The sequence below is a fragment of the Nocardia grenadensis NBRC 108939 genome (assembly GCF_001613445.1).
Lineage (GTDB): Bacteria > Actinomycetota > Actinomycetes > Mycobacteriales > Mycobacteriaceae > Nocardia > Nocardia grenadensis.
Window position 1 is genome coordinate 472,636 of record NZ_BDCJ01000006.1, and the last position, 23,535, is coordinate 496,170.

The 23,535-nt window shown below is 66.9% G+C and carries 19 protein-coding genes and 1 tRNA gene; 15 read left to right on the plus strand and 5 right to left on the minus strand.

Features of this window, described 5'->3' with window-relative positions; translation table 11 throughout:
- The first annotated feature begins 102 nt into the window (after nucleotides 1-102).
- From eccCa to NGR01S_RS08835, 4 genes are all read left to right on the plus strand, one after another.
- Nucleotides 103-4,134 (plus strand): type VII secretion protein EccCa, encoded by a 4,032-nt coding sequence (gene eccCa, locus NGR01S_RS08820; protein ID WP_063035647.1) that lies wholly within the window; start codon nucleotides 103-105, stop codon nucleotides 4,132-4,134.
- Complete coding sequence (locus tag NGR01S_RS08825) at nucleotides 4,116-5,567, plus strand: type VII secretion-associated protein (RefSeq protein WP_157107171.1); 1,452 nt, start codon at nucleotides 4,116-4,118, stop codon at nucleotides 5,565-5,567. Before eccCa ends, NGR01S_RS08825 begins: the two co-directional genes overlap by 19 nt.
- A gap of 132 nt (nucleotides 5,568-5,699) precedes the next feature.
- Nucleotides 5,700-6,038: a WXG100 family type VII secretion target gene (locus NGR01S_RS08830; protein WP_030522598.1), complete on the plus strand. Its 339-nt coding sequence runs from the start codon at nucleotides 5,700-5,702 to the stop codon at nucleotides 6,036-6,038.
- A gap of 36 nt (nucleotides 6,039-6,074) precedes the next feature.
- Nucleotides 6,075-6,365: a WXG100 family type VII secretion target gene (locus NGR01S_RS08835; protein ID WP_084480515.1), complete on the plus strand. Its 291-nt coding sequence runs from the start codon at nucleotides 6,075-6,077 to the stop codon at nucleotides 6,363-6,365.
- Between the two features lie 99 nt (nucleotides 6,366-6,464).
- On the opposite strand, the gene NGR01S_RS08840 is transcribed toward NGR01S_RS08835, so the two are convergent.
- From NGR01S_RS08840 to NGR01S_RS08855, 4 genes are all read right to left on the minus strand, one after another.
- Nucleotides 6,465-7,520, minus strand: coding sequence for a DUF7373 family lipoprotein (locus NGR01S_RS08840; protein WP_157107172.1), 1,056 nt, complete (start codon nucleotides 7,518-7,520; stop codon nucleotides 6,465-6,467).
- 115 nt (nucleotides 7,521-7,635) lie between these two features.
- Entirely contained in the window at nucleotides 7,636-9,204 is a 1,569-nt protein-coding gene (locus NGR01S_RS08845; RefSeq protein WP_063035651.1) for a serine/threonine-protein kinase, read from the minus strand.
- A 109-nt stretch (nucleotides 9,205-9,313) separates the two neighbouring features.
- Nucleotides 9,314-10,339 (minus strand): DUF7373 family lipoprotein, encoded by a 1,026-nt coding sequence (locus NGR01S_RS08850; RefSeq protein WP_157107173.1) that lies wholly within the window; start codon nucleotides 10,337-10,339, stop codon nucleotides 9,314-9,316.
- A 204-nt stretch (nucleotides 10,340-10,543) separates the two neighbouring features.
- Entirely contained in the window at nucleotides 10,544-11,752 is a 1,209-nt protein-coding gene (locus tag NGR01S_RS08855) for a DUF7373 family lipoprotein (RefSeq protein WP_084480517.1), read from the minus strand.
- Nucleotides 11,753-11,973: 221 nt separating this feature from the next.
- Here NGR01S_RS08855 and NGR01S_RS08860 point away from each other — a divergent pair, with 221 nt between their 5' ends.
- The 10 genes from NGR01S_RS08860 (at nucleotide 11,974) to NGR01S_RS08910 (ending at nucleotide 21,182) form a co-directional block, all read left to right on the plus strand.
- Complete coding sequence (locus NGR01S_RS08860) at nucleotides 11,974-12,708, plus strand: lytic transglycosylase domain-containing protein (RefSeq protein WP_245664492.1); 735 nt, start codon at nucleotides 11,974-11,976, stop codon at nucleotides 12,706-12,708.
- A gap of 130 nt (nucleotides 12,709-12,838) precedes the next feature.
- Complete coding sequence (gene eno / locus NGR01S_RS08865) at nucleotides 12,839-14,122, plus strand: phosphopyruvate hydratase (protein ID WP_039822538.1); 1,284 nt, start codon at nucleotides 12,839-12,841, stop codon at nucleotides 14,120-14,122.
- A gap of 5 nt (nucleotides 14,123-14,127) precedes the next feature.
- Nucleotides 14,128-14,715, plus strand: coding sequence for an FtsB family cell division protein (locus tag NGR01S_RS08870; protein WP_063035655.1), 588 nt, complete (start codon nucleotides 14,128-14,130; stop codon nucleotides 14,713-14,715).
- Nucleotides 14,712-15,230: a DUF501 domain-containing protein gene (locus NGR01S_RS08875; protein WP_063035656.1), complete on the plus strand. Its 519-nt coding sequence runs from the start codon at nucleotides 14,712-14,714 to the stop codon at nucleotides 15,228-15,230. The genes NGR01S_RS08870 and NGR01S_RS08875 overlap by 4 nt, the downstream gene beginning before the upstream one ends.
- Before the next feature lie 64 nt (nucleotides 15,231-15,294).
- Nucleotides 15,295-16,242, plus strand: a complete 948-nt coding sequence (locus tag NGR01S_RS08880) for a Ppx/GppA phosphatase family protein (protein ID WP_063035657.1) — start codon at nucleotides 15,295-15,297, stop codon at nucleotides 16,240-16,242.
- Nucleotides 16,243-16,345: 103 nt separating this feature from the next.
- Nucleotides 16,346-17,800, plus strand: coding sequence for a peptide MFS transporter (locus NGR01S_RS08885; RefSeq protein ID WP_063035658.1), 1,455 nt, complete (start codon nucleotides 16,346-16,348; stop codon nucleotides 17,798-17,800).
- Nucleotides 17,801-17,839: 39 nt separating this feature from the next.
- Nucleotides 17,840-19,318: an amino acid permease gene (locus NGR01S_RS08890; RefSeq protein WP_063035659.1), complete on the plus strand. Its 1,479-nt coding sequence runs from the start codon at nucleotides 17,840-17,842 to the stop codon at nucleotides 19,316-19,318.
- Nucleotides 19,319-19,323: 5 nt separating this feature from the next.
- Entirely contained in the window at nucleotides 19,324-19,878 is a 555-nt protein-coding gene (locus NGR01S_RS08895) for a hypothetical protein (protein ID WP_063035660.1), read from the plus strand.
- 57 nt (nucleotides 19,879-19,935) lie between these two features.
- Nucleotides 19,936-20,009: transfer RNA gene (locus tag NGR01S_RS08900), tRNA-Leu, on the plus strand.
- 552 nt (nucleotides 20,010-20,561) lie between these two features.
- Complete coding sequence (locus NGR01S_RS08910) at nucleotides 20,562-21,182, plus strand: DUF6069 family protein (protein ID WP_063035662.1); 621 nt, start codon at nucleotides 20,562-20,564, stop codon at nucleotides 21,180-21,182.
- A gap of 99 nt (nucleotides 21,183-21,281) precedes the next feature.
- Here NGR01S_RS08910 and NGR01S_RS08915 read toward each other — a convergent pair whose 3' ends face one another.
- Nucleotides 21,282-22,301 (minus strand): NADP-dependent oxidoreductase, encoded by a 1,020-nt coding sequence (locus tag NGR01S_RS08915; RefSeq protein WP_063035663.1) that lies wholly within the window; start codon nucleotides 22,299-22,301, stop codon nucleotides 21,282-21,284.
- 182 nt (nucleotides 22,302-22,483) lie between these two features.
- On the opposite strand from NGR01S_RS08915, the gene NGR01S_RS08920 reads away from it, so the two are divergent.
- Nucleotides 22,484-23,473, plus strand: coding sequence for a sulfite exporter TauE/SafE family protein (locus NGR01S_RS08920; protein WP_063035664.1), 990 nt, complete (start codon nucleotides 22,484-22,486; stop codon nucleotides 23,471-23,473).
- Nucleotides 23,474-23,535: the final 62 nt, after the last annotated feature.

Here is a 23,535-nt window from a genome sequence, read left to right on the forward strand (position 1 = left end):
CCCGTTCCGGCCAGCAGAATGCAGGTCGAACTGTACGACATGTTCGTGCTTGCCTCTACACTGAGCCCGAACATCGCATGGCCACAAGGGGGATCTCGTTCGATGACCACTGTCCGTTTTCAGCGGCGTGCGCGCCGGGAGGTTCCACGGACACCGGGCGGCGAGGTCACCCTGCAGCCACCCCCCGAAATCCCCCGGGTGACGCCGGGAAATCTGCTGGGCAAGCTCATGCCGGTCGTGATGATCATCGGCATGGTCGGGATGATGGCGCTGATGTTCACCCAGGGCGGTGGTATCGCGTCGAATCCGATGTCGCTGATGTTCCCGATGATGATGATGGTCTCGATGGTCGGGATGTTCGCCGGCCAGGGCAACGGTAAGGGTGCCAAGGCGGCGGAGGCCAACGAGGACCGCAAGGACTATCTGCGCTATCTCGACCAGGTCCGCAAGGATGTCGGGGTCACGGCGGCCGAGCAGCGGGCCGCGGTGGAGTGGAGTCATCCGGAGCCGGGCCTGGTCTGGATGCTCGCCGGTACCTCCCGGATGTGGGAGCGCCGGCCCAGTGACAAGGACTTCTGCCATGTCCGTATCGGCATCGGCGGGCAGCGGCTGGCCACCCGCCTGGTCGCCCCGGAAACCGGGCCGGTGGAGGAGCTCGAACCGATCGCCGCGGTCTCGTTGCGCCGTTTCGTCCGCGCGCATTCCACGGTCCCCGATCTGCCCACCGCCATCGCGGTGAAGGGTTTCGCCACCATCGCCCTCGACGGCGACCGGGCCCAGGCCCGGGACATGGTGCGCGCGATGCTGGTTCAGCTGGCCATGTTCCACGGCCCGGACCAGGTGCTCACCGCGATCGTCTGCGGGCCCGACACCAGCGCGGAATGGGAATGGACCAAATGGCTGCCGCACACCCAGCACCCGGACGCCCAGGACGGTGTCGGTACCCAGCGTATGTTCTTCGGTTCGATCCGCGAGATGATGGCCGGCCTCGCCCCCATCCTCGGCAACCGGGTCCGCTACTCCCGTAACCAGCCCACCAATGCCGCCATGGTGCACGTGGTGATCGTGGTGGACGGCGGCCTGCTCGAAGCCGAAGAGGATCAGCTGCGCGAATCCGGGTACGAGGGCGTCACCGTCATCGACCTGTGCGGATACGCGCCGCGCCTGGCGGTATCGCGAGGCATCGGCCTGACCATCCGTAATGGTGAATGCCTGGGCCGCGGTGCCACCGGAAACCAGGAGCGTTTCGCGGTCATCGACCGGATCGGCCGGGAACAGGCCCAGCAGGTGGCCCGCCGTCTCGCCCCCTACCGCGCGGCCACCCAGCGCAGTAGCGATGTCGAGGTCAGCGAAGGGGAGACCATCAACACCTGGGCGCAGTTGATGGGCCTGGGCGATATCGGTTCCTTCAATCCCGAGAGCGCGTGGCGGCCCCGCTACGGCCGGGAGCGGTTGCGGGTTCCGTTCGGTGTCGGCGCCGACGGGCTGCCCGTCGTGCTGGATATCAAGGAAGCCGCCGAATCCGGTATGGGCCCGCACGGTCTGTGCATCGGCGCCACCGGTTCCGGTAAATCCGAATTCCTGCGCACCCTGGTGCTCAGTCTGCTGGCCACTCATTCACCGGACCAGCTGAATCTGGTCCTCGTCGACTTCAAGGGCGGCGCGACCTTCCTCGGCCTCGACGGGGTCCCGCATGTCGCGGCCGTCATCACCAACCTGGAAGAGGAAGCCGACCTCGTCGACCGTATGCGCGATGCGCTGGCGGGCGAGATGAACCGCCGTCAGGAAGTGCTGCGCCAGGCCGGTAACTTCGCGAATGTCTCCGAATACGAGAAGGCCCGGGCCGCCGGTGCCGATCTCGATCCGCTGCCCGCGCTGTTCGTGGTCCTCGACGAGTTCTCCGAACTGCTCACCCAGCACCCCGATTTCGCGGAACTGTTCGTGATGATCGGCCGCCTGGGCCGCTCGCTGCACGTCCATCTGCTGCTCGCCTCCCAGCGGTTGGAAGAGGGCAAGCTCAAAGGCCTGGAGTCGCACCTGTCCTACCGTATCGGCCTGAAAACCTTCTCCGCGAACGAATCCCGCCAGGTGCTCGGTGTCCCGGATGCCTATAACCTCCCCAACAATCCCGGCGGTGGCTACCTGAAATCGGATTCGGGCGAGATCCAGCGATTCCAGGCCTCCTACGTCTCCGGGGCGTATGTGGGTGGCGGCCCGCAGCGCGATATCGCAGTGGCGACCCGGGCCGGCGAGATCGATATCACCGCCCGCCCGTTCCTGGCCAAACACGTCGAATTCCGGGCAGTGGACCGGATACCGTTGGCTCCCGAACCGCTCGACGATCCGGAACCGCTGATCGAGGACGGCGAACAGATCTCCAATATCGGCATGCTGGTGGCCCGGATCCGCGGCCACGGCCGGCCCGCCCACGAGATCTGGTTGCCGCCGCTGGACGCCGCCCCGTCGCTGGACGAACTCGTCCCGCGTTCTATCCTCACCGGCGAATACAGCGCGCAGGCCGGTCTGCGCGCACCGATCGGTATCGTCGACCGCCCCTACGACCAGCGGCGCGACCCCCTGGTCGTGGATCTGTCCGGCGCGCGCGGCAATGTGGCCGTCGTCGGTGGCCCGCAGTCGGGTAAATCGACCATGCTGCGCACGCTGATCATGGCGATGTCGCTGACCCATACCGCCGAACAGGTGCAGTTCTACTGCCTGGACTTCGGCGGTGGCACCCTCGCCAGTCTCGAGGGTCTGCCGCACGTCGGTTCGGTGGCCGGCCGGTTGGACCACGACAAGGTCCGTCGCACCATCGCCGAGATGACCACCATCGTGCGCACCCGCGAACTGCGCTTCCGTCAGCTCGGCATCGAATCGATGTCGGAGTTCCGCCGCCTGCGTGCCGGCGACCCGGCGAGCAGTCAGGCCGCCACCGGGGCCCACGAGGACCCGTTCGGTGACGTCTTCCTGGTGATCGACGGTTTCGGTTCGATCCGCCAGGATTTCGAACCGCTGGAACAGGCGATCATGAACCTCGCGGTCCAGGGCCTGTCCTACGGCGTGCACGTGGTGATCGCGCTCTCGCGCTGGATGGAGGCCCGGCCGCAGCTCAAGGATCAAATCGGCACCCGGCTGGAACTGCGCCTCGGTGATCCGGCCGATTCCGAGTTCGGCCGCAAGGTCGCGGCGCTGGTTCCGCAGGGCCGCCCGGGGCGCGGTATGACTCCGGAAAGCCTGCATATGCTCACCGCGCTGCCCCGGGTGGACGGGTCCTCCGAGGCCGAGGATCTCGGTCGCGGCGTCGCCGACGCCGTCGCGCGACTGCAGCAGGCGACTCCCGGACGTCCCGCACCGCAGGTCCGGATGCTGCCCGAACAACTCGACCGGGAACAGTTCGTGCGGGGCATCGGACCCTGGGAGGGCCCGGCGGACCGGCGCAATGTCGCGATCCCGATCGGTATCAACGAATCCGAGCTCGCGCCGGTTTTCCTCAATTTCGACGACAATCCGCACTTCCTGATCTTCGGCGATACCGAATGCGGGAAGTCGACGTTGCTGCGCAATATCGTCAGCGGCATCGTCGAATCCAACGCGCGCGACAAGGCGGCGCTCATCCTGGTCGATTTCCGGCGCACCATGCTCGGCTACTTCGACCAGGAACGCCTCGCCGCCTACGCGACCGGCGCGGAGGGCTTGACCACGAATATGCGTGACCTCGCCGCCCTGCTGCGAACCCGCATGCCCGGCCCCAACGTCACCCCGCAGGAACTGCGCGACCGTTCCTGGTGGACCGGCCCGGATCTGTTCGTGATCGTCGACGACTACGACCTGGTCTCCAGCGGATCCAGCGGCAACCCGCTCGCGCAGATCGTCGATTACCTCGCGCATGCCAAGGACATCGGCCTGCACCTGATTATCGCGCGCCGCTCCGGCGGCGCGGGCCGGGCCATGTACGAGCCGGTGATCTCCCGCATGCGCGACCTGGCCACGCCCGGACTGATCATGAGCGGCAGCCGGGAAGAGGGCGGCCTGCTCGGAAATGTCCGGCCCAGTGCCATGCCGCCGGGCCGCGGCACCCTGGTCGGGCGTTCGGGTAACGATCTCATCCAGACCTCGTGGATGCCGGCGCAGTAATGCCGGTGGCCGAGATCGCGCTGACCGAGACACGGCTGTGGGCGTGGAGCGCGAACACCCATACCGATCTCACTCCGTCGGTCGTACCCACCGGTGACGGCCGCAGTCTGGTGGTGGGCGAACCGCTGGCTCCTCCCTCCATCGCGGTGTCGCCGGTGCAGCTGGTCACCGCCGACCGCATCGCCTACGACCCGGGTATGCCGACACCCGAGGAAGCATTGAGCGCGGTGCTCGGTCATACGCTCACCCAGCTGCGTATACCGACACCGTGTGAGCGGCTCACCGTCGTACACCCGACCGAATGGGACCCGCATCGGCTGACCGTCCTGGAGTCCGCGGCACGTCGCCACAGCGGTCACGTGACGCTGGAGACGATCGCCGTCCGGGCGGTCGCCGCCGGGCGGCGGCTACGCGATGCGCGCACCGTGGTCCTCGAATTCGGACCGCTGTCGACCACCGCCTCCACTGTGGTTCCGGCGGAGGGCGGTCCGCGGCTCGAGTACTGCGAGCACGAGCCGGTACTGGCCGCCGCCGAGATCGCAGCGGACGACGACGGCCGCGCCGGTTTCGACGCACTGCTCGACCGACTGTTGCACGGCTGCCGGGTGAGTTCGGTACTCGTGGTGGGCCGTACCGACGCCGGCTTCCTCGAGCGGATCGGTTCGGTGGTCGCCGAACGCTGCGGTAACGCCGAGTTGGTGGTGGTGGCCGGTACCGATCTGGTGCGGGTGCCCCGCACCGACCCCGGCGATCACCGCCCCGCCTTGCCCTCGGCCGCCGCCGAGACCGAATGGCTACAGCCCCTGCGAGAGCGGGCCGCCGCCACCCGGCCACCGCCCTCCCGGACCCCGCTCTATCTCGCGGCGGCGGCCGTACTCGTCGTCGCCGTCCTGGTAGCGGCCGGCATCGGTATCGTCCGGATTTCCGGCGGCGACTCGGCTGCCGTGGCCACCGCGCCGTCCACTATCCCGGCGCCCGACGGCGGTGACACCGACACGGCTGCCGATCCGGGCCCGGTGTCCTTCGGCGCTCTCCGTCTCACGGTCCCGGCCGGCTGGCGGATCAAGGATCCGTCCGCCGGTTCCGAGCGCCTGGAACTGGTGCCCGAGACCGGGTTGCGCGCACGTATCACCGTGACCCAGCAGCCCGTGACACCCGATGTCGGCTATGAACGGATCGCCGCCGACCTGGAGGCGCAGATCGCCCGTCGCCCAGCGGGTTCGGTATCCGCGGTCCGTCGCGACGTGGTGTTCGCGGGCCGTCCCGGCCTGGCCTATTCCGAGCATCCGGAGGACGGATCCACCGTTGACTGGCATGTTATCGTCGAGCACAGCATCCAGATCAGTATCGGGTGCCAATATCAGACAGGGGGGCAGGACTCGATCACACCTATCTGTGAAGACCTCGCGAACTCGCTGGATGTCGCTCCATGACTCCGGTCGGGACGTTTTCCGAAATCCTATGGAACCGATTGGGCGGGAATCGCGTCCAATCATCATGAAGGCAAGTTCGGACCGTTTGCGGACGCAGGGGGTCCGGATCCGAACTCTTGAAAAGGAGGACCCATGGCGGGCGAAGTCACTACCGATTTTGCGGCGATGGAAACAGCGGCCAAGCATGTCGAGACCGTGAACGGCGCGTTGGTCAGTGAGCTCGGGAATGTCCGCAATCTGGTTGCGGGCACACAGGGGAATTGGAAGGGCTCCGCTGCCGGCACCTTCCGGAAGGTCATGGACGACTACGACCTTCAGTCGAAGAAGCTGAACGATGTCCTGGTGGAGATCGCCGGTCTGATTCGTGAGAACGGTAAGGGCTACACGGCGACCGAGCAGGCGAACCAGGACGCTATCAATGCCGCGGGTGCGTCCGGAGATCTGGGTTCGGGCTCCAGCCTGAATATCTAGGTCCGGCCTCCCGACTCATAGCCACAAGGAGACACAATGTCAGATGCGATTTCCTATTCCGAAGCCCAGCTGATGACGCTGTCGGGGGACCTGAATACCTCGCGGGGCCGGCTTCAGGAAACTCACGACGAGCTGCAGGGTTACGTCAACGGTCTGGTCGCCCAGTGGGGTGGTGAAGCCCAGGTTGCCTACAGCGCCAAGCAGAAGCGCTGGGACGAAGCGCATATCGCCCTGCTGGACATTATGCAGCGGCTTTCCGATATCGTCCGGGACGGTGCGATCGATATGTCCACCACCGATAAGACGAACGCTGCCCGCTGGATGTGAACAGCGGCACGAGAGGTTTCGGGTATGCCGGACTTCCTCGTCCCATCGTTTTCCGGTTGTGCCCCCAGTGGAATCGCTCGGGGCGCAACCTTTTCCAAGTCAGGGCGCTTGTTCGAGCAGTTTGTACTGCGCCGACACCTTCTGATGAAGGTCCTGGATCTGGGTGCCGTTCATGATCACCGAGTAACGGCCCGCGGTGAAAAGACATTTCAACGATCCGGTCGAGTCCGGGTCTTCTACGCAGTAGGCCTGCGGCATTCCGGGAGGGCTGTCGACGGCCAGATACTCCGGCTCGAGCCGGTCGATGAAATACGCGAGTAAGCGGTCCGCCGCTCGCTCGTCACCCGCTCGATAGATTTCCGGTTCGCCGCGTACGACCAGGTCGACCCGCGCATCGTCGAATGCTCGCTTCGTGAGGTCGGGCCGCTGGAGCAGATGCAGAGCAGTATTCGCGCTCATGACCGCTTCGGCGGCTCCGTCCGGATCTGGTAGTGCATAGCTCAGTAGCCCATCTCGATCGACCGGTAGATCGGCGAGTTCCGCTTCCGGCGTCGGCTCGTAATTCCGTAGTTGCGCGAACTGCGCATCGAAAACATCGGCCGCGAGATCAGCGAGCGCGGTCTGTTCCGGGGGAATATCCACGCCGCCACCGATATAAGTCCATACGACGAATTCGTTCCGAGCGACAGCAGCCGAAACCGCACCGTGGGCGCGGGCCTGACCGAACGCATCCGTGTAGCCGGGAATCGGAATCGTACCCACAGGCGGGTACTGGCTGTGCCACTGTCCGTCGGCGAGTGCCCTGGCTGCCTGCGCCGCCGACTCCGGTGTCGAAAACCGCATGACTGTGAGATCGACGGAACGTCCGTGGAGTTCGTCTTCCCGGCGCTGGCCTATCGTCTCCCAACCGGCGATGAATCCCGGTGCTGCGGCGGAGAAGTTATCGACGATCGGTGGCGGGTCGGCGCGGGTGAACATTCGCTGCTGATACGCGACCCGGGTGAAAACAAGCTTCGGACTGGTCTCCGTGATCAGCGGCACGTGTTCGCCCAGCCGCAATGCTTCCTGGATGTCGATATTCGCGGAGGTTCGCAGTTCTTCCGGCGACCGCGGTGTCGTGCGGTAATTGCCGGTCTGCAACGCTGCGACGTCCACCGCGGAATCCTCGTCACTCGCGCCGGTGCCGCAACTCGCCGCCAGTACTGTAGCCACTATGCCCGCGGCATACATCAGGCGTCTCGGCGATGTCCTCATCGGTCCCCCCTCATGGTCAACCCACGACCTCGGCTATGGCAGGCACCATCTCGTCCGTCAAAGTGCCCGGTGACTGATCGGTCCACACCTGGAACGCTTGCACGGTGGATATATCGTCGACGACGACGATTTTCGCGGTCGCGTTCAGGAATGCGACGGGCAGACCGCCGAGCCCCCCGTTCCCGGCGCCGGTATCGGACCGTGTGACCACGATGAGATCCAGTCCTTCCGGCAGGGTGAAACCCGTCGGCGACAATTTGCGCGGAGATTCTTCGTTTCGATAGGGGCGGTAGGCATCGCTGTACCGAAACCCGATGTCGCGCAGGAAGTTCGCCTGAGGGGATCCGTCCAGGGCGATCGAGAACAGGGAGTTTCCGTAATTGAAAGCGGCAACGGTCTTGCCGGAAAATTCCGGGTGTTCGGAGCGAACCCGGGCCAGGTCGGGCCCGCCGGTCGATCCAGCTCCCGTATTGGAGATGAAATAGGCCCCGACCGCCAAGGCCAGTAGCACGACGACAGCGACGGAAGCCGATACCAGGACTCGGCGCAGCCGGCCGCCGCCGGGCTTCGAACCGGGAAACCCGGCTGCGTAGCCGCCACCGGGCTCGGTCACGATGGTCTCCTGTCCAGGGGACAGGTTTCGACCGCCGTCGGGCGAGTAACCGGTATGTGCTGCCTGCGGGGCGGAGACCACCGGCGTGGTCGCTCCGAACCCGTCTGCGAAAGTGATGAAGCGACCATCACCGGCAAAGGCCGCCTCCGCGTCGGCGACCAGTTCACGGCAGGTGCCGTACCGGTCGCCGGAGTTCTTCGCCAGCACGCGGGCGAAAACGTGGTCGAGCGCTTGCGGTAGGTCCGGCCGGATCGCCGATATCCGAGGTGGCGGTTCGTTCAGATGCCCCATCATGACCACTGCCGGAACAGTGGAGGGGTACGGATTTCGACCGGCCAGCAGACGGTAGAAGGAGCAGCCGAGACTGTAGATATCGGAGCGGTGGTCGAGGTGATGGCCGAGTAGCTGTTCCGGTGACGCATAGGCCACTGTCGCCATGAATTTCCCGGTGGCTGTCAGATTCCGGCTGTCCTCGACCGACTTGGCAACACCGAAATCAGTGAGCAGCACCCGTTCCTCGTCATCGTCGGGCGTGTTGGAAAGCAAAAAATTCGCAGGTTTGACGTCACGATGCAACAGGCGCCTGCGGTGGGCGTAGTCGAGCCCCTTGCCCACTCCCGAAATGATGTGCAGCGCGCGAGTCGGGGTCATGACCGCCGGGCCCTTCTTGGCCTCCTCGGACGCGTCGGTGCCCGGAACGAACTTCATCGCGATCCAGAGCCGCCCGTTCTCCTCGCCGCGGTTGTAGACCGGGACGATATTGGGATGATCCAGACCCGCGGCAAGATCACCCTCACGCTCGAACCGAGCCCGGAACTCGGGATCACCGGACAGGCCTTCGTCGAGGATCTTGATCGCGTCCTGCCGTGGCAGGCTGGGATGCTGTCCCAGGTAGACCGCACCCATACCACCGCTACCGAGCAGCCGAGTCAGTCGATAGCCGCCGACAACGACACCGGGCGGCAACACCATTCGTTCCTCCTCGTCCAGACGACGGCCCCCCGGGGCGTACTGTCGTCGTTTCGGCCCACGAGCCGACTGCGTCCCGGCCTGCGTCGTCTGGTAGTGGCACCGCGCCGGATCATCCGGGCATCCTGCTGTTGGCGAGTACGGCGTACTGGGCGGCCGTGGCCTGGTACAACTCGGGCGCCGGGAGATCGCCGAGTCCATAGGCATCCACCACGGCCACGTAGCGCTCGTACACGGTGACGCAGAAGAACCGGTCGGACATGGCCGGGGCGGAGGTCCGTTGGACGCACCGGGCGTCGACGAGGCCCGGTGGACCCGGGATCTCGTCGTCGTATGCGGCCGGCCGGGACAGCGTCGCCTGCAACTCGAAGGCCTGTTCGGCAGATGCCGTGCGATACACCGTGGCGTAGTTGCGCGCGACCAGGTCGACTCCGTATCTCGTGTAGTCGGCTACCTGATCGGCGTCGTTCTCGAAGTGGATATGGGCCGCAGGGGAGTAGGCGCCGGCCAGTTCGTTGTACGCCGCGCTCGCCGCGTACTCCGGCGCCAGCGCAGTGCTCATGATGCCCTCTGGGTCGACGGGAAGGTCGAGGATATCGTCCGGCGGCGTGGGCGCCAGCTCCTTCATTGCCGCCAACTGCAGGTCTAGCAGTGTTTTCACCTGATCGGCCAGTCGGTCGGAGGGGGCGGAGATAGAGCCGGCCACGACGTACGGGCCCGAGGCGGCGAACACCTGTGCGCGATCGCGGGTCGGCGCGCTGCCGGCGTGGGCTTCTTCGTGTCCCGGTATCGGGAGCTTCTCGCGACCAGGGGCGCGCTTGTCCGTGGCCGCGTCGAACTCTGCGGCGGCCACCCGGGCGTACTCGGCGTTGCCGAACCTCAGCAGGGCGACGGTACCTTCCCGCGGCCTGCGCGGGTTGTTGTTGCCGCGCGCGGTAACGACGCCCGCGACCAGGTAGTTCTTCTTCGAGATCGGCGTGAATTCTTCCGGCAGCAGGGAGGGAGTTGTGCCGGGCAGGACCAGCTGAGTCTCGTTCAGGTAGCGAAGCTCGGGGTCCACATCGTGTGGTGAGAGCAGGTAACCGAGCATCCGCCGTGCCTCGAGCGAGTACACATCCGGGTCCGTGGTGATGTCCATTTCGAATGCCACGGGTTCGGTTGGGAACAACCCGACATCGAGTTTTCCCAGATCAACGGGTGTGGCACCGGGGGCGGCCCGGCCTGCGATCGTGGACCCGCAGGCGGTGCTCGCCACGACCGTGGCAAGCGCCAGGAGCACCGGCAGCTTTCGCCTGCCGGGTCCGGTGGATCTGTGAGCGTCCGATATTCGCAACTCTTCCCCCTATCCATGTAGGAGCAGGGCGTACTGCGCCGAGGTCTTCTGATGAAGATCTTGGATCTGGCCGCCCTCCACCTGCGCGAAGTATCTTCCCGTCTGGAGTACGCAGAATGCCGAGGGATTCATATGTGCGGCCACCTCCCTGCTGAAGCACGCGACATTTCCATCGATTCCCGCGGGCGATTCGATCACCCGGCTGCTCGCCGATTCGTCCGTGTCGGGCCGGAAATCCTCCCACAGCGTTCGAGCTCCCTGTGCTGTCTCGCTGCGCACGACCACTGATTCGCCCAGCGCGATACCGGTGACCTGTCCGGAATCGAGGAACTGCAGGTCCGTTATGCCGCTCAGGGCGTACACCGCACCGCGGCCGCGGAATGCGTCGGGCGGGCCGTACATCGCGACCATCTGCGGGCTCTTGGGAAGGGTGAGGGCCAGCACGCCGTCCGGATCCAGGGCGATCTCGTTCAGTTGTTCCGCCGGGGTGGGCTCGAACCCACCGAGCAAGGGCAGCTGAACATCGAATACGGATTCGGTGCGTTGCACCATCACCGGTAGGTCGGCCTTTTCGGCCCGGTCGTCGTACTTGACGAAGACGACATAGCGGTCGTGGGCGACCCAGCTTCCCAGTGATGCGTGCCCGGGTCGCCAGTGTGCCTTCGATTGCGGGTATTTCGGCAGCTGTACCGGGCGGTTGTCGATATTGAAAGTGAAGTCGTCGTGTTCCAATCCGCGCGCGACAGAGTCGGCGGTGGTCGGGTCGGGGAACATCAGAACGGCGATGCTGAGCTGTTGCGCGGTCCCCGGGTCCCCGCCGGTCGACCAGGTGTGGACCCAGCCCGTGATCAGATCCGCGGCGACTTCGTCGAAGGTGTCGTTGATGACCAGAGACTGCATATCACGGCGATCCCGTACGACAGGTCCGCCCGTGCCCGCGACCCGGTTGACATAGCTGGAATCGATTTCGAATGGGAGGGCCACGAAATCGCCCAGTCGTTGACCTTCCCGGTATCGAGCAGCTTCGTGGTCTTTCGCGATGCCGAACGCGGCGGGTTCGGTCGGATAGTTCCCCACGTCGAGTCCCGAGAGGTCCGGTTCGGCACGGACTGCCTCACCGGCCACCACCGAACCGCAGCCGGCGAGGGTTGTCAGCAGCAGCCCGGCCGTCATCGTGGCGCAGATTCCGTGCAGCACAGCCCGTCCCGGTCGGTGCATTGCGGCCCCCTCACGAATCACGATCCTGCGGAATCGTACTGCACGGTGCGGTGGCTCAACGGGTTACGTTCGGACGATCGGACCGACCTGCAGTGACAGTGCTGACGGCCGCGGTCGGGGTGGCCCGGTGTCGAGAGGACCAGGCGACCGCTGCTTCGAAGACTGTGATCTGTGCCGTTCGATCCTTTGCGCAGAGCCCCCGGGGCTGTCCGGTCTGGATGATGGATGGTGTGCGTTTCCGCAGGTTCGGCCTCGTCGCCGTTTCGTTGGTTGCTCTGGTGCTGACCGGGTGTGGGGCCGGTGAGGATCTGGTGCCCATCCCCGAGGGGATTCCGCCCGGGCCCGGCGTGCCGGTACCCGTGATCGATATCGATGCCCCCGGCCGGACCGCCGCGCAATTGAACGCGTGGGCGGCCGAGCACGCCGGTGCGCTGGATATGCCGGTGGCCGCACTCGAGGCCTACGGGTACGCGGCGGCGGTGATGGCGCGGGCGCGGCCGGAGTGCGGGATCGGCTGGACGACGCTGGCGGGGATCGGGAGTGTGGAGAGCGATCACGGCCGGCATCGCGGGGCCGAGGTGCGGGACGACGGTCTGGTGGAGCCGTCGATCATCGGGATACCCCTGGACGGGGCGCCGGGGGTCGCGGAGATCAGGGATACCGACGACGGTGTGCTCGACGGGGACCGGGTCTTCGATCGGGCGGTCGGGCCCATGCAGTTCATCCCGGAGACCTGGCGCAGGTGGGGAGTGGACGCCAATGGGGACGGGGTCGCCGATCCGCACAGTATCGATGACGCGGCGCTCACCGCGGCACGGTATCTGTGCGTGAGCGGCGGGACGCTGGGCACCGCCGAGGGGTGGAGCCGGGCGCTGTTCACCTACAACAGGTCGGAGAGCTATATGAAGGTGGTTCGCGATCGGGCCGCGACCTACAGCGTCGGCCGGCGCGTCTGAGGTGGCGCCGGAACTGCGGCGGGCGCTGCGGGGCGGCGGATGGACTGGCCGTAACCGGGCCTATTAGGCTCACAATCGCACGGCTCGTCCCGATAACTACCGTGCCACCAGCCGAAGGAGTGTTGTTTTCGTGGCCATCATCGAACAGGTCGGAGCTCGCGAGATCCTGGATTCGCGCGGTAACCCCACCGTCGAGGTCGAGATCGCCCTCGACGACGGCACCCTGACCCGCGCCGCGGTGCCCTCCGGTGCCTCCACCGGCGAGCACGAGGCCGTGGAACTCCGCGACGGCGGGGATCGCTACAACGGCAAGGGCGTGCAGAAAGCCGTCGAGGGGGTGCTCGACGAGATCGCTCCGGCCGTGATCGGCCTGGACGCCGTCGAACAGCGCACCGTCGACCAGGCGCTGCTCGACCTCGACGGGACCCCGGACAAATCGCGCCTCGGCGCCAATGCGCTGCTGGGTGTCTCCCTGGCGGTGGCACGGGCGGCGGCGGAGTCCTCGGGTCTGGAACTGTTCCGCTATCTCGGCGGACCGAACGCCCATGTGCTGCCGGTGCCCATGATGAACATCCTCAACGGCGGTGCGCACGCCGATACCGGTGTGGATGTGCAGGAGTTCATGGTGGCGCCCATCGGCGCGCCGACGTTCAAGGAATCGCTGCGCTGGGGCGCGGAGGTCTACCACGCGCTCAAGGCGGTGCTGAAGGAGAAGGGCCTGGCCACCGGGCTGGGTGACGAGGGCGGGTTCGCGCCCGACGTCGCCGGCACCAAGGAGGCGCTGGACCTGATCAGCGTCGCGATCGGTAAGACCGGGCTGAAACTGGGCCGGGATGTGGCGCTGGCGCTGGATGTCGCGGCGACCGAGTTCTACAAAGACGGTGCCTATCAGTTCGAGGGCTCCGCGCGTTCGGCCGCCGAGATGGCGAAGTTCTACACCGAACTCCGGGCCGCCTACCCGCTGGTGTCGATCGAGGATCCGCTGTCGGAGGACGACTGGGACGGCTGGGTCGCGCTCACCGACGAGATCGGCGACAAGGTGCAGCTGGTCGGCGACGACCTGTTCGTCACCAACCCCGAGCGTCTCGAGGACGGTATCGCCAAGGGCGCGGCGAATGCGCTGCTGGTGAAGGTGAATCAGATCGGCACCCTCACCGAGACCCTGGACGCTGTCGAACTGGCGCACCGCAACGGGTACAAGACCATGATGTCGCATCGGTCGGGTGAAACCGAGGACACCACCATCGCCGACCTCGCGGTCGCGGTGGGCAGCGGCCAGATCAAGACCGGCGCCCCGGCGCGTAGCGAGCGGGTGGCGAAGTACAACCAGCTGCTGCGGATCGAGGACGCGCTGGGCGATTCGGCTCGTTACGCCGGTGACGTAGCATTCCCGCGCTTCACCTTCGAGGACTGAGGTAGATGTCGGAGCGGCGTGCGCGCGGTACCAGCCCCGCGGGGCGGGGCGATCGCCGCACGTCGCGCGCGCCGTCGCGCCGCCCCGCCGCCGAAGTACACGGCGGGGCGGAGCGGGTGCGGCGTACCACCCGCCGGACCAGGGCCGGTACGGACGGCGCGCGGGATTGGTCGGAACGGACCATCCTGGGGTTGTCCGCCGGTAAGGCGATCATTCTGGCGATGGTGGTGTGCGCGCTGGCGATGACGCTGGCCGTCCCCATGCGCACCTATTTCACCCAGCGCGCCGAGGCCGATCAGCTCGCGGCCGAACGCCGGACGCTGGAGGACGATATCGACCGGCTGAAGGACCGCCGCGCTCAGCAGGAGGACCCGGCCTATATCCGCTCCGAGGCGCGCGACCGGTTACGTCTGGTGATGCCGGGCGAAACCCCGTATATCGTGCAGGTTCCGGGGATCGAAGTGCCGGCGATCCCGGATCCGCAGGCACCCCGGCACGAACCCGATCCGTGGTATACGGATCTGTGGCGGAGCATTTCCGAACCGCCCCCCGAAACCGAAACCCCCGCGCCGCAGCCGGAAGGACCCAGGTGAGTACACCCGACGACCGAGATCTGCAGATCGTCGCCGAACAGTTGGGCCGCGAACCACGCGGGGTACTCGCCATCGCCTACCGGACGCCCGATGGGCTGCCCGCGGTGGTCAAGACGGCGCCCAAACTTCCGGATGGCACCCCGTTCCCCACTCTCTACTACCTCACCGACCCTCGGCTGACCGCGGAGGCCAGCCGGTTGGAGTCCGCGGGTGTGATGAAGGGAATGACCGACCGGCTCGGCCGCGATACCGAACTCGCCGCCGCCTATCGCGCCGCGCACGACAGCTATCTGGCCGAACGCGACGAGATCGAATCGCTGGGCACCGATTTCAGCGGCGGCGGTATGCCGGACCGGGTGAAATGCCTGCATGTGCTGATCGCGCACGCGCTGGCCAAGGGGCCCGGAGTCAATCCGCTCGGTGACGAGGCGGTGGCGCTGGCGGCCGCGAACGGACTGCGCGGCAGTGCGATCCCGGCGAACTGGCCGGAATACGTGGTGACGGAAGACGAATGATGCGGCACCGCTGCCCTCGTTCCGGTCTCTGCGGACCGCGTGTACAAGCTCCGAAGGAGGCGCTATGACCGACCGGGTCGCTGCCGTGGATTGCGGCACCAATTCGATCCGACTGCTGATCGCCGATATCGGCGCGGATTCCACCCTGACCGATGTGCACCGGGAGATGCGGATCGTGCGGCTCGGCAAAGGGGTCGACGCGACGGGGCGGCTGAATCCGGAGGCGATCGAACGTACCCGCGTGGCGTTGGCCGACTATGTGTCCCTCATGCTCGAGCACGGTGTGAGCCGGGTGCGGATGGTCGCCACCTCCGCCACTCGCGACGCGTCGAACCGGGAGGATTTCTTCGCGATGACCCGGGCCGAACTCGGCCGGGTGGTTCCGGGCGCGAGCGCCGAGGTGATCACTGGTGACGAGGAGGCGCGATTGTCGTTCACCGGCGCGGTCGGTGAGCTGGCGGCGTCGGACGGGCCGTTCGTCGTGGTCGATCTGGGCGGCGGTTCCACCGAACTCGTGGTCGGGGACGGCGACGGAGTGCGGGCGGCGTTCTCCGCCGATATCGGCTGCGTACGGGTCACCGAGCGGTGTCTGCGCGGGAATCCGCCGGAGGCCGGTGAAGTCGCGGCGGCCCGGGAGTTCGCGACCGAACGTCTTACCGAGGCGTTCACCCACGTCCCGGTGGACGGCGCGCATACCTGGGTCGGGGTGGCCGGCACCATGACCACACTCGCGGCCGTCGCACTGGACCTGCCCCAATACGATTCGACGAGAACACACTTGGCGCGGATCTCGCTGCCGGATCTGTTCGCGGTCTGCGATCGGCTGATCGGGATGAATCACGACGAACGTGCCGCGCTCGGACCCATGCATCCGGGCCGGGTCGATGTCATCGGCGGCGGCGCGGTGATCACCGAGGTGCTGGCGGCGGAGCTGAAGCGGCGGGCCGGGATCACCGAACTGGTAGTCAGCGAACACGATATCCTGGACGGGATCGCGCTCTCGATCGCCTGACGGCTCCCCGGGGCCTCGCGGTGGCCTGGGTGTTCGTGGAGCTGCGGTATCGGTTCGGTTCGGTATGCCACGCGCCGGACCGGGGGCATGGGACAGTCTGAGCATGTCCGAAGTACCAGACGTCGCCGAGCGCACCTTTTTCGGTCACCCGGTCGGACTCGTCAACCTTTTCGGTGTCGAACTGTGGGAACGTTTCTCCTTCTACGGGATGCTCACCATCCTCGGCTACTACCTGTATTACTCGGCTACCGACGGTGGTCTCGGTATGGATCAGGATGTGGCCGTCGGTCTGGTCGGTGCCTACGGCGGTCTGGTCTATCTCTCCACGATCATCGGCGGCTGGGTGTCGGACCGGCTGATCGGGATGGAGCGGACCGTCTTCTATGGCGGCGTAGTGGTGGTGGCCGGGCATATCGCACTGGCGCTGATTCCGGGCCTCACCGGTGTGGGCGTGGGCCTGGTATTGGTGGCGCTGGGCAGTGGCGCGCTGAAATCGAACGCCTCCGCGCTGCTGGGCACCCTGTATCCGAAGGGTGATCCGCGGGTCGACGGCGGATTCACGCTCTTCTATCTGGGGATCAATCTCGGTGCCTTCGTCGGCCCGCTGCTTACCGGGCTGCTCCAGGAGGAGTGGGGCTTCCATGCCGGTTTCGGGGCGGCCGCGGTCGGGATGGCGCTGGGGCTGATCCAGTACGTGGTGTTCCGCCGCAATCTCGGCACCGCCGGACGCGAGCCCACCGATCCGCTGCCACGTTGCGCCTACGGGCCGCTCGCCGCGGTGGTGCTCGCGGCGATCCTGGTGATCGTGCTGGTACTGGTGACCGGACTGGTCACCGTGGACAACCTGCCCGATGTCACCACCGCGCTCATCGTCATCGCCGCCGCCGCGTACTTCGCCGTCCTGCTCACCCATCGCCGGGTGAGCCCGCTGGAACGCACCCGGGTGTGGGCCTTCGTTCCGCTGTTCGTCGCCAATGTGGTGTTCTGGGCCCTGTTCCAGCAGATCTTCACCGTGCTCGCCGTGTACTCCGACGAACGGATGAACTGGAACATCTTCGGCTGGACCGCGCCGTCGAACTGGATCGGTTCGGTGGAGCCGGTGTGGATCATCGCGCTCTCCCCGCTGTTCGCGGCGCTGTGGACCAAGCTGGGGGATCGGGCGCCCAGCACCCCTCGCAAGTTCGCGCTCGGCGTGGTCGGGATGGGGACGGCGTTTCTGCTGTTCGTCCCACTGGCCGGGACTTCGGGCCGTTCGGTGCCGGCGCTGGCCGTGCTGTGCATCATGGCGGTGTTCGCCGTCTCCGAACTGCTGATCTCCCCGATCGGCCTCGCGGTCAGCACCCAGCTCGCCCCCGAACATTTCCGGGCGCAGACGATGGCGCTCTATTTTCTGTCGGTCGCGCTGGGCACCACCTTGTCGGGGGTGCTGGCGCGTTTCTACTCGCCGGACAACGAGTTCGCCTACTTCGGGATCACCGGTTCGGTGGCGATCGCGGCGGGCGCGGTGATTGCCGGACTGTCGTCGTGGATAACCCGTCATATGGCGGGAGTGCACTAGCGTTCCCGGTACTCGCGCCGGAAAGATCAGGAGGCCGCAGTGACGACGCCGACCAGCCGAAATTCGCTGTTCCGCACCAAGAGCGTGGAACAGTCGATCCGCGATACCGAAGCACCCGGTACGAAACTGCGCAAAGACCTCACCGCCTGGGACCTGGCGATCTTCGGCGTCGCCGTCGTCATCGGTGCCGGTATCTTCACCCTCACCGCCCGCACCGCGGGCAATACCGCCGGACCCGCCGTCTCGCTGGCGTTCGTCTTCGCCGCCATCGCCTGCGGTCTCACCGCCCTGTGCTATGCGGAGTTCGCTTCCACCGTGCCGGTGGCCGGCAGCGCCTACACCTTCTCCTACGCCACCTTCGGGGAGCTGGCGGCCTGGATCATCGGCTGGGACCTGCTGCTCGAGTTCGCGCTCGCGGCGGCCGTGGTGTCCAAGGGCTGGTCGCAGTATCTGGGCCAGGTGTTCGACCGGGGTGCCGCGGTGGTGGATATAGGTGGTGTGACCTTCGACTGGGGTGCGGTACTGCTGATCGCGGTGCTCACCACCCTCCTCGCGCTCGGCACCAAACTGTCCTCGCGGGTGTCCGCGGTCGCCGTGGCGATCAAGGTCGGGGTGATCCTGCTGGTCATCATTGTCGGGCTCACCTTCTTCGACGCCGACAACCTGAGCCCGTTCATCCCGGAGGCGCAGCCCACCGAGCAGGGCCAGGGGCTCACGCAGTCGCTGTTCTCCTGGGTGACCGGCGGCGGTAACAGCAGCTTCGGCTGGTACGGTCTGCTGGCCGCGGCGAGCCTCGTGTTCTTCGCGTTCATCGGCTTCGACGTGGTCGCCACTGCCGCCGAGGAGACCAAGAACCCGCAGCGGGATCTGCCGCGCGGCATTCTCGGCTCGCTGGTCGTGGTCACCATCCTCTACGTCGCCGTCTCGATCGTGCTCACCGGCATGGTCCCCTACACCGACCTCGCCGGCGACGACGCGACTCTGGCGACCGCGTTCGCGGTGCACGGTGCCACCTGGGCCAAGAACATCATCTCCATCGGCGCCCTGGCCGGCCTGACCACCGTGGTCATGGTGATGCTGCTCGGCCAGACCCGCGTGTTGTTCGCGATGTCGCGCGACGGTCTCACCCCGCGCTGGCTCGCGCGGACCGGTCAGCGCGGCACGCCGGTGCGGATCACCCTCGTCGTCGGCGTGGTGTGCGCGATCCTGGCCGGTTTCGTGGAGTTCGGCACTCTCGAGGAAATGGTGAACATCGGCACCCTGTTCGCCTTCCTGCTGGTCTCCATCGGCGTCGTCGTCCTGCGCCGCACCCGGCCCGACCTGCCGCGCGGCTTCAAGGTGCCGCTGGTGCCCTTCGTGCCCATCCTGGCGGTTCTGTCCTGCCTGTGGTTGATGGTGAATCTCTCGGTCGAAACCTGGCTGCGTTTCGTAGTCTGGATGCTGCTCGGTTTGGTGATGTACTTCGCATACGGCCGACGGCATTCGCTGGTCGGTAGGTCCGCTTCCGAACAGGAGTGAGCGCGATGGGTCTATCGTGGCGGTGGTTCCGGCGCCGGGAGATACAGCCCGTACACCGGCCGGTGCGGGACGACGCGTCCGGCACGGATCTGGTGGTCGAATGGATCGACGCGGTGACCACCGGTCTGGCCACCGCGCCACCGGGCCCACCCGTCGCCGCGCCCGCCCGGGTGTGCGACGGCATGTTCACCGCCGCGACCATCGTCGCGGTCCTCATCGAGAAAATCGCCGACCGCACCGAGTACCGGGTCGCCAACAACCGCTGTATGGCCTCGGCGGTGGATTTCATGAAGGTCCTCGGGGAGGACACCCTGCGTCGCTACCGCATCGACGGGGTGCAGCCGGTGGGCTGGGAGAACATGGGTACCGAAATGGACGAACTGGTGATCGCCCGCCGGCTCGGACAGCTGGGCGAAGCCCTCCAATTGGCGTTGCTGGCGGTGACTACGGACTACGAATTATCCGACGAAGTGCGCGAGGCGGCGGAGGAGTCCGGTTTGCTGGCCGCCGATGTGCTGGTGGAGGCATGCCAGGCGATTCAGACAGATCCCACAGTGTGACTCCCACTCACGGGTATTCCGGTACGGGTGTACGAGTCGGTAGTGTGTGGTCCGCACGCCCCCATAGCCCAATTGGCAGAGGCAGCGGACTTAAAATCCGCCAAGTGTGGGTTCGAGTCCCACTGGGGGCACTACTGCGCCGCAGGTCGGACAGGGTGTCCGACGATGGCGTGGCCGTATTGCAGGCACAAGCCCCTGCCCGGAGCGGTGGTCAGCGGTCCCTCGTGTCCGGCCGGACCGAGGTCGGAACCGATGACCCCACCAGGGGTATCGGGTTCGAGTGATCCCAGATGCGGAATCACAACCACCTCGGCGGCATGCTCCATTGGGTCGGACCGCGATCAGCGCAGCCGGCACGGCCGGAGTGTCCGTCCGCACCGTGCAGGCGAGTCACGCTGCACCAGCGCATCCAATTCGGATGCGTCATGGTCGGTGTGCAGCCGGGCAACTGTCCGCCGCGTGCCGGTGAAATCCGTAGCCGGATTGGTCGTGTGGGTCATGACGGCGTGTCCTGTCACCGGGTTCCGGGAACGCGGCCGGCCCTACCGCGGCCGTCGATTCAGCGAACCCGCCGGCCCGGCGGGCGTCCGCACCCGGCGCGGACGAATCCGGCCGGTGCGGTGCCCGACATGCGCCTACCGATTCGGGTGGGTCGCGGAGCTCATGCGGGGTACTTTCCCCCTATGACGGAACCGCCGCACAATTACGGGCGCCAGGACCCTCACCGCCAGGGTTACCCTCGGACGCAGGCCTACCCGCAGCAGGGTTACCCCCAGCAGCAGGGTCACTCGACGGAGCCGGAGTACGGGCATCAGGTCGAATACGGGTACCAGCCGGACCGGCCCGAGCGGACGAACGAGCGATCGAACGAACCGAAGGTCAATGTCGGACGGCTGTGGGCGGGCGGTGTCGGTACGGCCATCGTCGTCGCGCTGGTGATCGTGGTGCTGATCATGCTGGTGCGCGGCATCCTGAACATCGCGGTCCTCTCACCGGAGGGTGAGGGCGCCTACGGCACGGTCTCGACCACTTCGTACGCCGTGGCCGGTGGGGCCGCCGCGATCGCCGCGACCGGTCTGCTGAACCTGCTGCTCGCCCTGATGCCCAGCCCGATGCAGTTCTTCTACTGGATCACCGGACTGGTCACCGCGCTGGCGACACTGGTGCCGTTCACCCTGGTCGCCGGGGTGGATGCCAAGATCGCCACGGCCGTGATCAACCTGATCGCGGGGTTGTGCATCATCTCGCTGCTCGGCGGGATCGGGTCCGGGGCGATCATCCGGCGCCCGCAGGCGCAGTACTGAGTCCTTACGTTCGGTGCCGTCGCGCCGGGTCCCGGGTGCTGTCGGCGGCCGGGACCCGGATGCGCGCCGCGTGCGCTGGCCTCAGCGGGGTCAGGGGGCTCACGACCGGACCCGGACGAGTTGCTTACCGAGGTTGGACCCGTCGAAGATGCGCTGCAGGGCTGCCGGGGAGTTCTCGAGACCGTCGACGATATCCTCGGCCCAGACCAGCTCGCCCGCCGCGACCCAGCCCGCGAGCCGGGACAGTGCCGCCGGGAAATCGGCGTGGTGGTCGTAGAAGATGAAGCCCTCCATGCGGGCCCGGCGGAAGGCCAGCTGCATGTAGTTCGCGGGTCCGGCACCGTAGCCGGCGGCCGTGTAGCCGGAAGAGATCGATCCGCAGAGCGCGATCCGGGCGTGCAGGGACAGGTTGTCCAGTGCGTTCTCCAGCAGAGTTCCGCCGATATTGTCGAAGACCGCGGTCAACCCGTCGGGGGCGAATGCGCGCAGCGCGGCGGGGACGTCGTCGGTGCGATAATTCAGGCAGGCGTCGAAACGGGCGGTTTCGCGCACCCAGTCCACTTTCTCCGGCGTACCCGCGGTGCCGAGCACCCGCGCACCGAGTAGCCGCGCGACCTGCCCGGCCAGCGATCCGACACTGCCGGCGGCGCCGGTGACCAGCACCGCATCGGTTTCCGCGACCTCCAGCACCCGGGTGATCCCGATATAGGCGGTCAACCCGCTCACGCCGAAAACGGTGAGCATATGGCGGGGGTCGATCCCCGGGGGCACCGGATTCACGCCGAACAAGCCGCCGGCGCGCGCCACGGTGTATTCCTGCCAGCCGAGCTCACCGTAGACCCACTGTCCCTCCGGCAGCGCGGGGTCGCGGGAGGCGACCACTCGCCCGACTCCGCTGCCGCGCATCACCTCGCCCACACCGACCGGCGTCGTATACGTCGTCGCGGGATTGAGCCAGGTGCGCTGGGTGGCGTCGATACCGAGCCACTCCACCCGCACGAGAGCCTCACCGTTCTCCAATACCGGGAAGGGGCTAGCCTTTTCGGCAAAAGTACCGGCGGTGATCCCGGCGGCCGGCCGTTCGCTCAGGATCATCTGACGGAAGGTGTGGTCGGTCACGGCGGCCAGTGTGCCCCAGGGATGCCGCCGGTGTCGCCTTCATTTCCGCGCCCTCGGGCGCCGTTCCGGCTGCCGCTCGGGCAGGCCGGCAGTATTGCGTTCACGGTGATCGCAACCCGTGTCAACCGCGTGACCACGTCATACCCTCGGATGTCCGGTCCAGGTTCGGGGAGCACACCGTCATGATCAAGTTACTGGTTTTCACCATTGTGGGTGTCGGCGCGCAGATCGTCGACGGCACGCTCGGGATGGCCTTCGGCGTCACCGCGACGACGCTGCTCGTCCTCAGCGGCACGGGTGCCGCGCATGCGAGCGCGGCGGTCCACTTCGCCGAGGTCGCCACCACTCTGGCCTCCGGGGCATCGCACTGGCGGTTCGGCAATATCGACTGGAAGGTCGTATTACGGCTGGGTGTGCCCGGCGGTATCGGCGCCTTCCTGGGCGCGACCGTGCTGTCGCGGATCTCCACCGAAGCCGCCGCGCCGATCACCGCCGGCATCCTTCTCGCGATCGGTGTCTTCCTGGTCGTCCGGTTCTCCTCACGACCGCCGGTGGAGTTCGCCGCCTCGGAGAAGACCGCGCACTCCGCGAAATTCCTCACCCCGCTCGGCCTGTTCGGCGGCTTCATCGACGCCAGCGGTGGCGGCGGCTGGGGGCCGGTCACCACCAGTACCCTGCTCACCACCGGACGGTCCGCGCCGCGCACGGTGATCGGTTCGGTGAGTGCCTCGGAGTTCATCGTCTCGGCCTCCGCCAGCGTCGGCTTCCTGCTGGGGCTCGGTTCGGATTTCTTCGACAACCTGCTGATCATCGCGGGTCTGGCGCTCGGCGGCGTGATCGCCGCACCGCTCGCGGCCTGGCTGGTCAGCCGGATCACCCCGGGTGTGCTGGGCACCGGTGTCGGTGGGCTGCTGGTCCTCACCAACGCTCGCACGCTGTTCAAGCACTTCGATATCGACGGCGCGCCGCGCGCGATCGGTTACGTGCTGATCGTCGTCGTGGCGGTCGCGCTCACCGTCTTCGCGTGGCGGAAGTCCAGGACCGTCCCGGCCACCGAAGACTCCGCCGGGACCGTGGTCGCGGACGCTGCCGACCCGGTGGCGGCGGGGGCCGCCGGCACCGAAGCCGCCGGTGAAGGCTCCGCGGACGCGACGCAGGTGCCGGTCGGGTAGTCGCCGATCGGCCGGTACGCCTTCGCGCGGTGAGACCGGAGGGTGAGGGGACAGCGCCCGGC

Excerpts from the sequence above, each read along its gene's own strand:
- NGR01S_RS08895 (WP_063035660.1), top strand. The coding sequence starts at position 19,324 with ATGGGTCTATCGTGGCGGTGGTTCCGGCGCCGGGAGATACAGCCCGTA.
- NGR01S_RS08830 (WP_030522598.1), top strand. The coding sequence starts at position 5,700 with ATGGCGGGCGAAGTCACTACCGATTTTGCGGCGATGGAAACAGCGGCC.
- NGR01S_RS08910 (WP_063035662.1), top strand. The coding sequence starts at position 20,562 with ATGACGGAACCGCCGCACAATTACGGGCGCCAGGACCCTCACCGCCAG.
- NGR01S_RS08845 (WP_063035651.1), bottom strand. The coding sequence starts at position 9,204 with ATGGTGTTGCCGCCCGGTGTCGTTGTCGGCGGCTATCGACTGACTCGG.
- NGR01S_RS08885 (WP_063035658.1), top strand. The coding sequence starts at position 16,346 with ATGTCCGAAGTACCAGACGTCGCCGAGCGCACCTTTTTCGGTCACCCG.
- NGR01S_RS08920 (WP_063035664.1), top strand. The coding sequence starts at position 22,484 with ATGATCAAGTTACTGGTTTTCACCATTGTGGGTGTCGGCGCGCAGATC.
- NGR01S_RS08855 (WP_084480517.1), bottom strand. The coding sequence starts at position 11,752 with ATGCACCGACCGGGACGGGCTGTGCTGCACGGAATCTGCGCCACGATG.
- NGR01S_RS08835 (WP_084480515.1), top strand. The coding sequence starts at position 6,075 with ATGTCAGATGCGATTTCCTATTCCGAAGCCCAGCTGATGACGCTGTCG.
- NGR01S_RS08880 (WP_063035657.1), top strand. The coding sequence starts at position 15,295 with ATGACCGACCGGGTCGCTGCCGTGGATTGCGGCACCAATTCGATCCGA.
- NGR01S_RS08860 (WP_245664492.1), top strand. The coding sequence starts at position 11,974 with ATGGATGGTGTGCGTTTCCGCAGGTTCGGCCTCGTCGCCGTTTCGTTG.
- eccCa (WP_063035647.1), top strand. The coding sequence starts at position 103 with ATGACCACTGTCCGTTTTCAGCGGCGTGCGCGCCGGGAGGTTCCACGG.
- NGR01S_RS08850 (WP_157107173.1), bottom strand. The coding sequence starts at position 10,339 with ATGGACATCACCACGGACCCGGATGTGTACTCGCTCGAGGCACGGCGG.
- NGR01S_RS08870 (WP_063035655.1), top strand. The coding sequence starts at position 14,128 with ATGTCGGAGCGGCGTGCGCGCGGTACCAGCCCCGCGGGGCGGGGCGAT.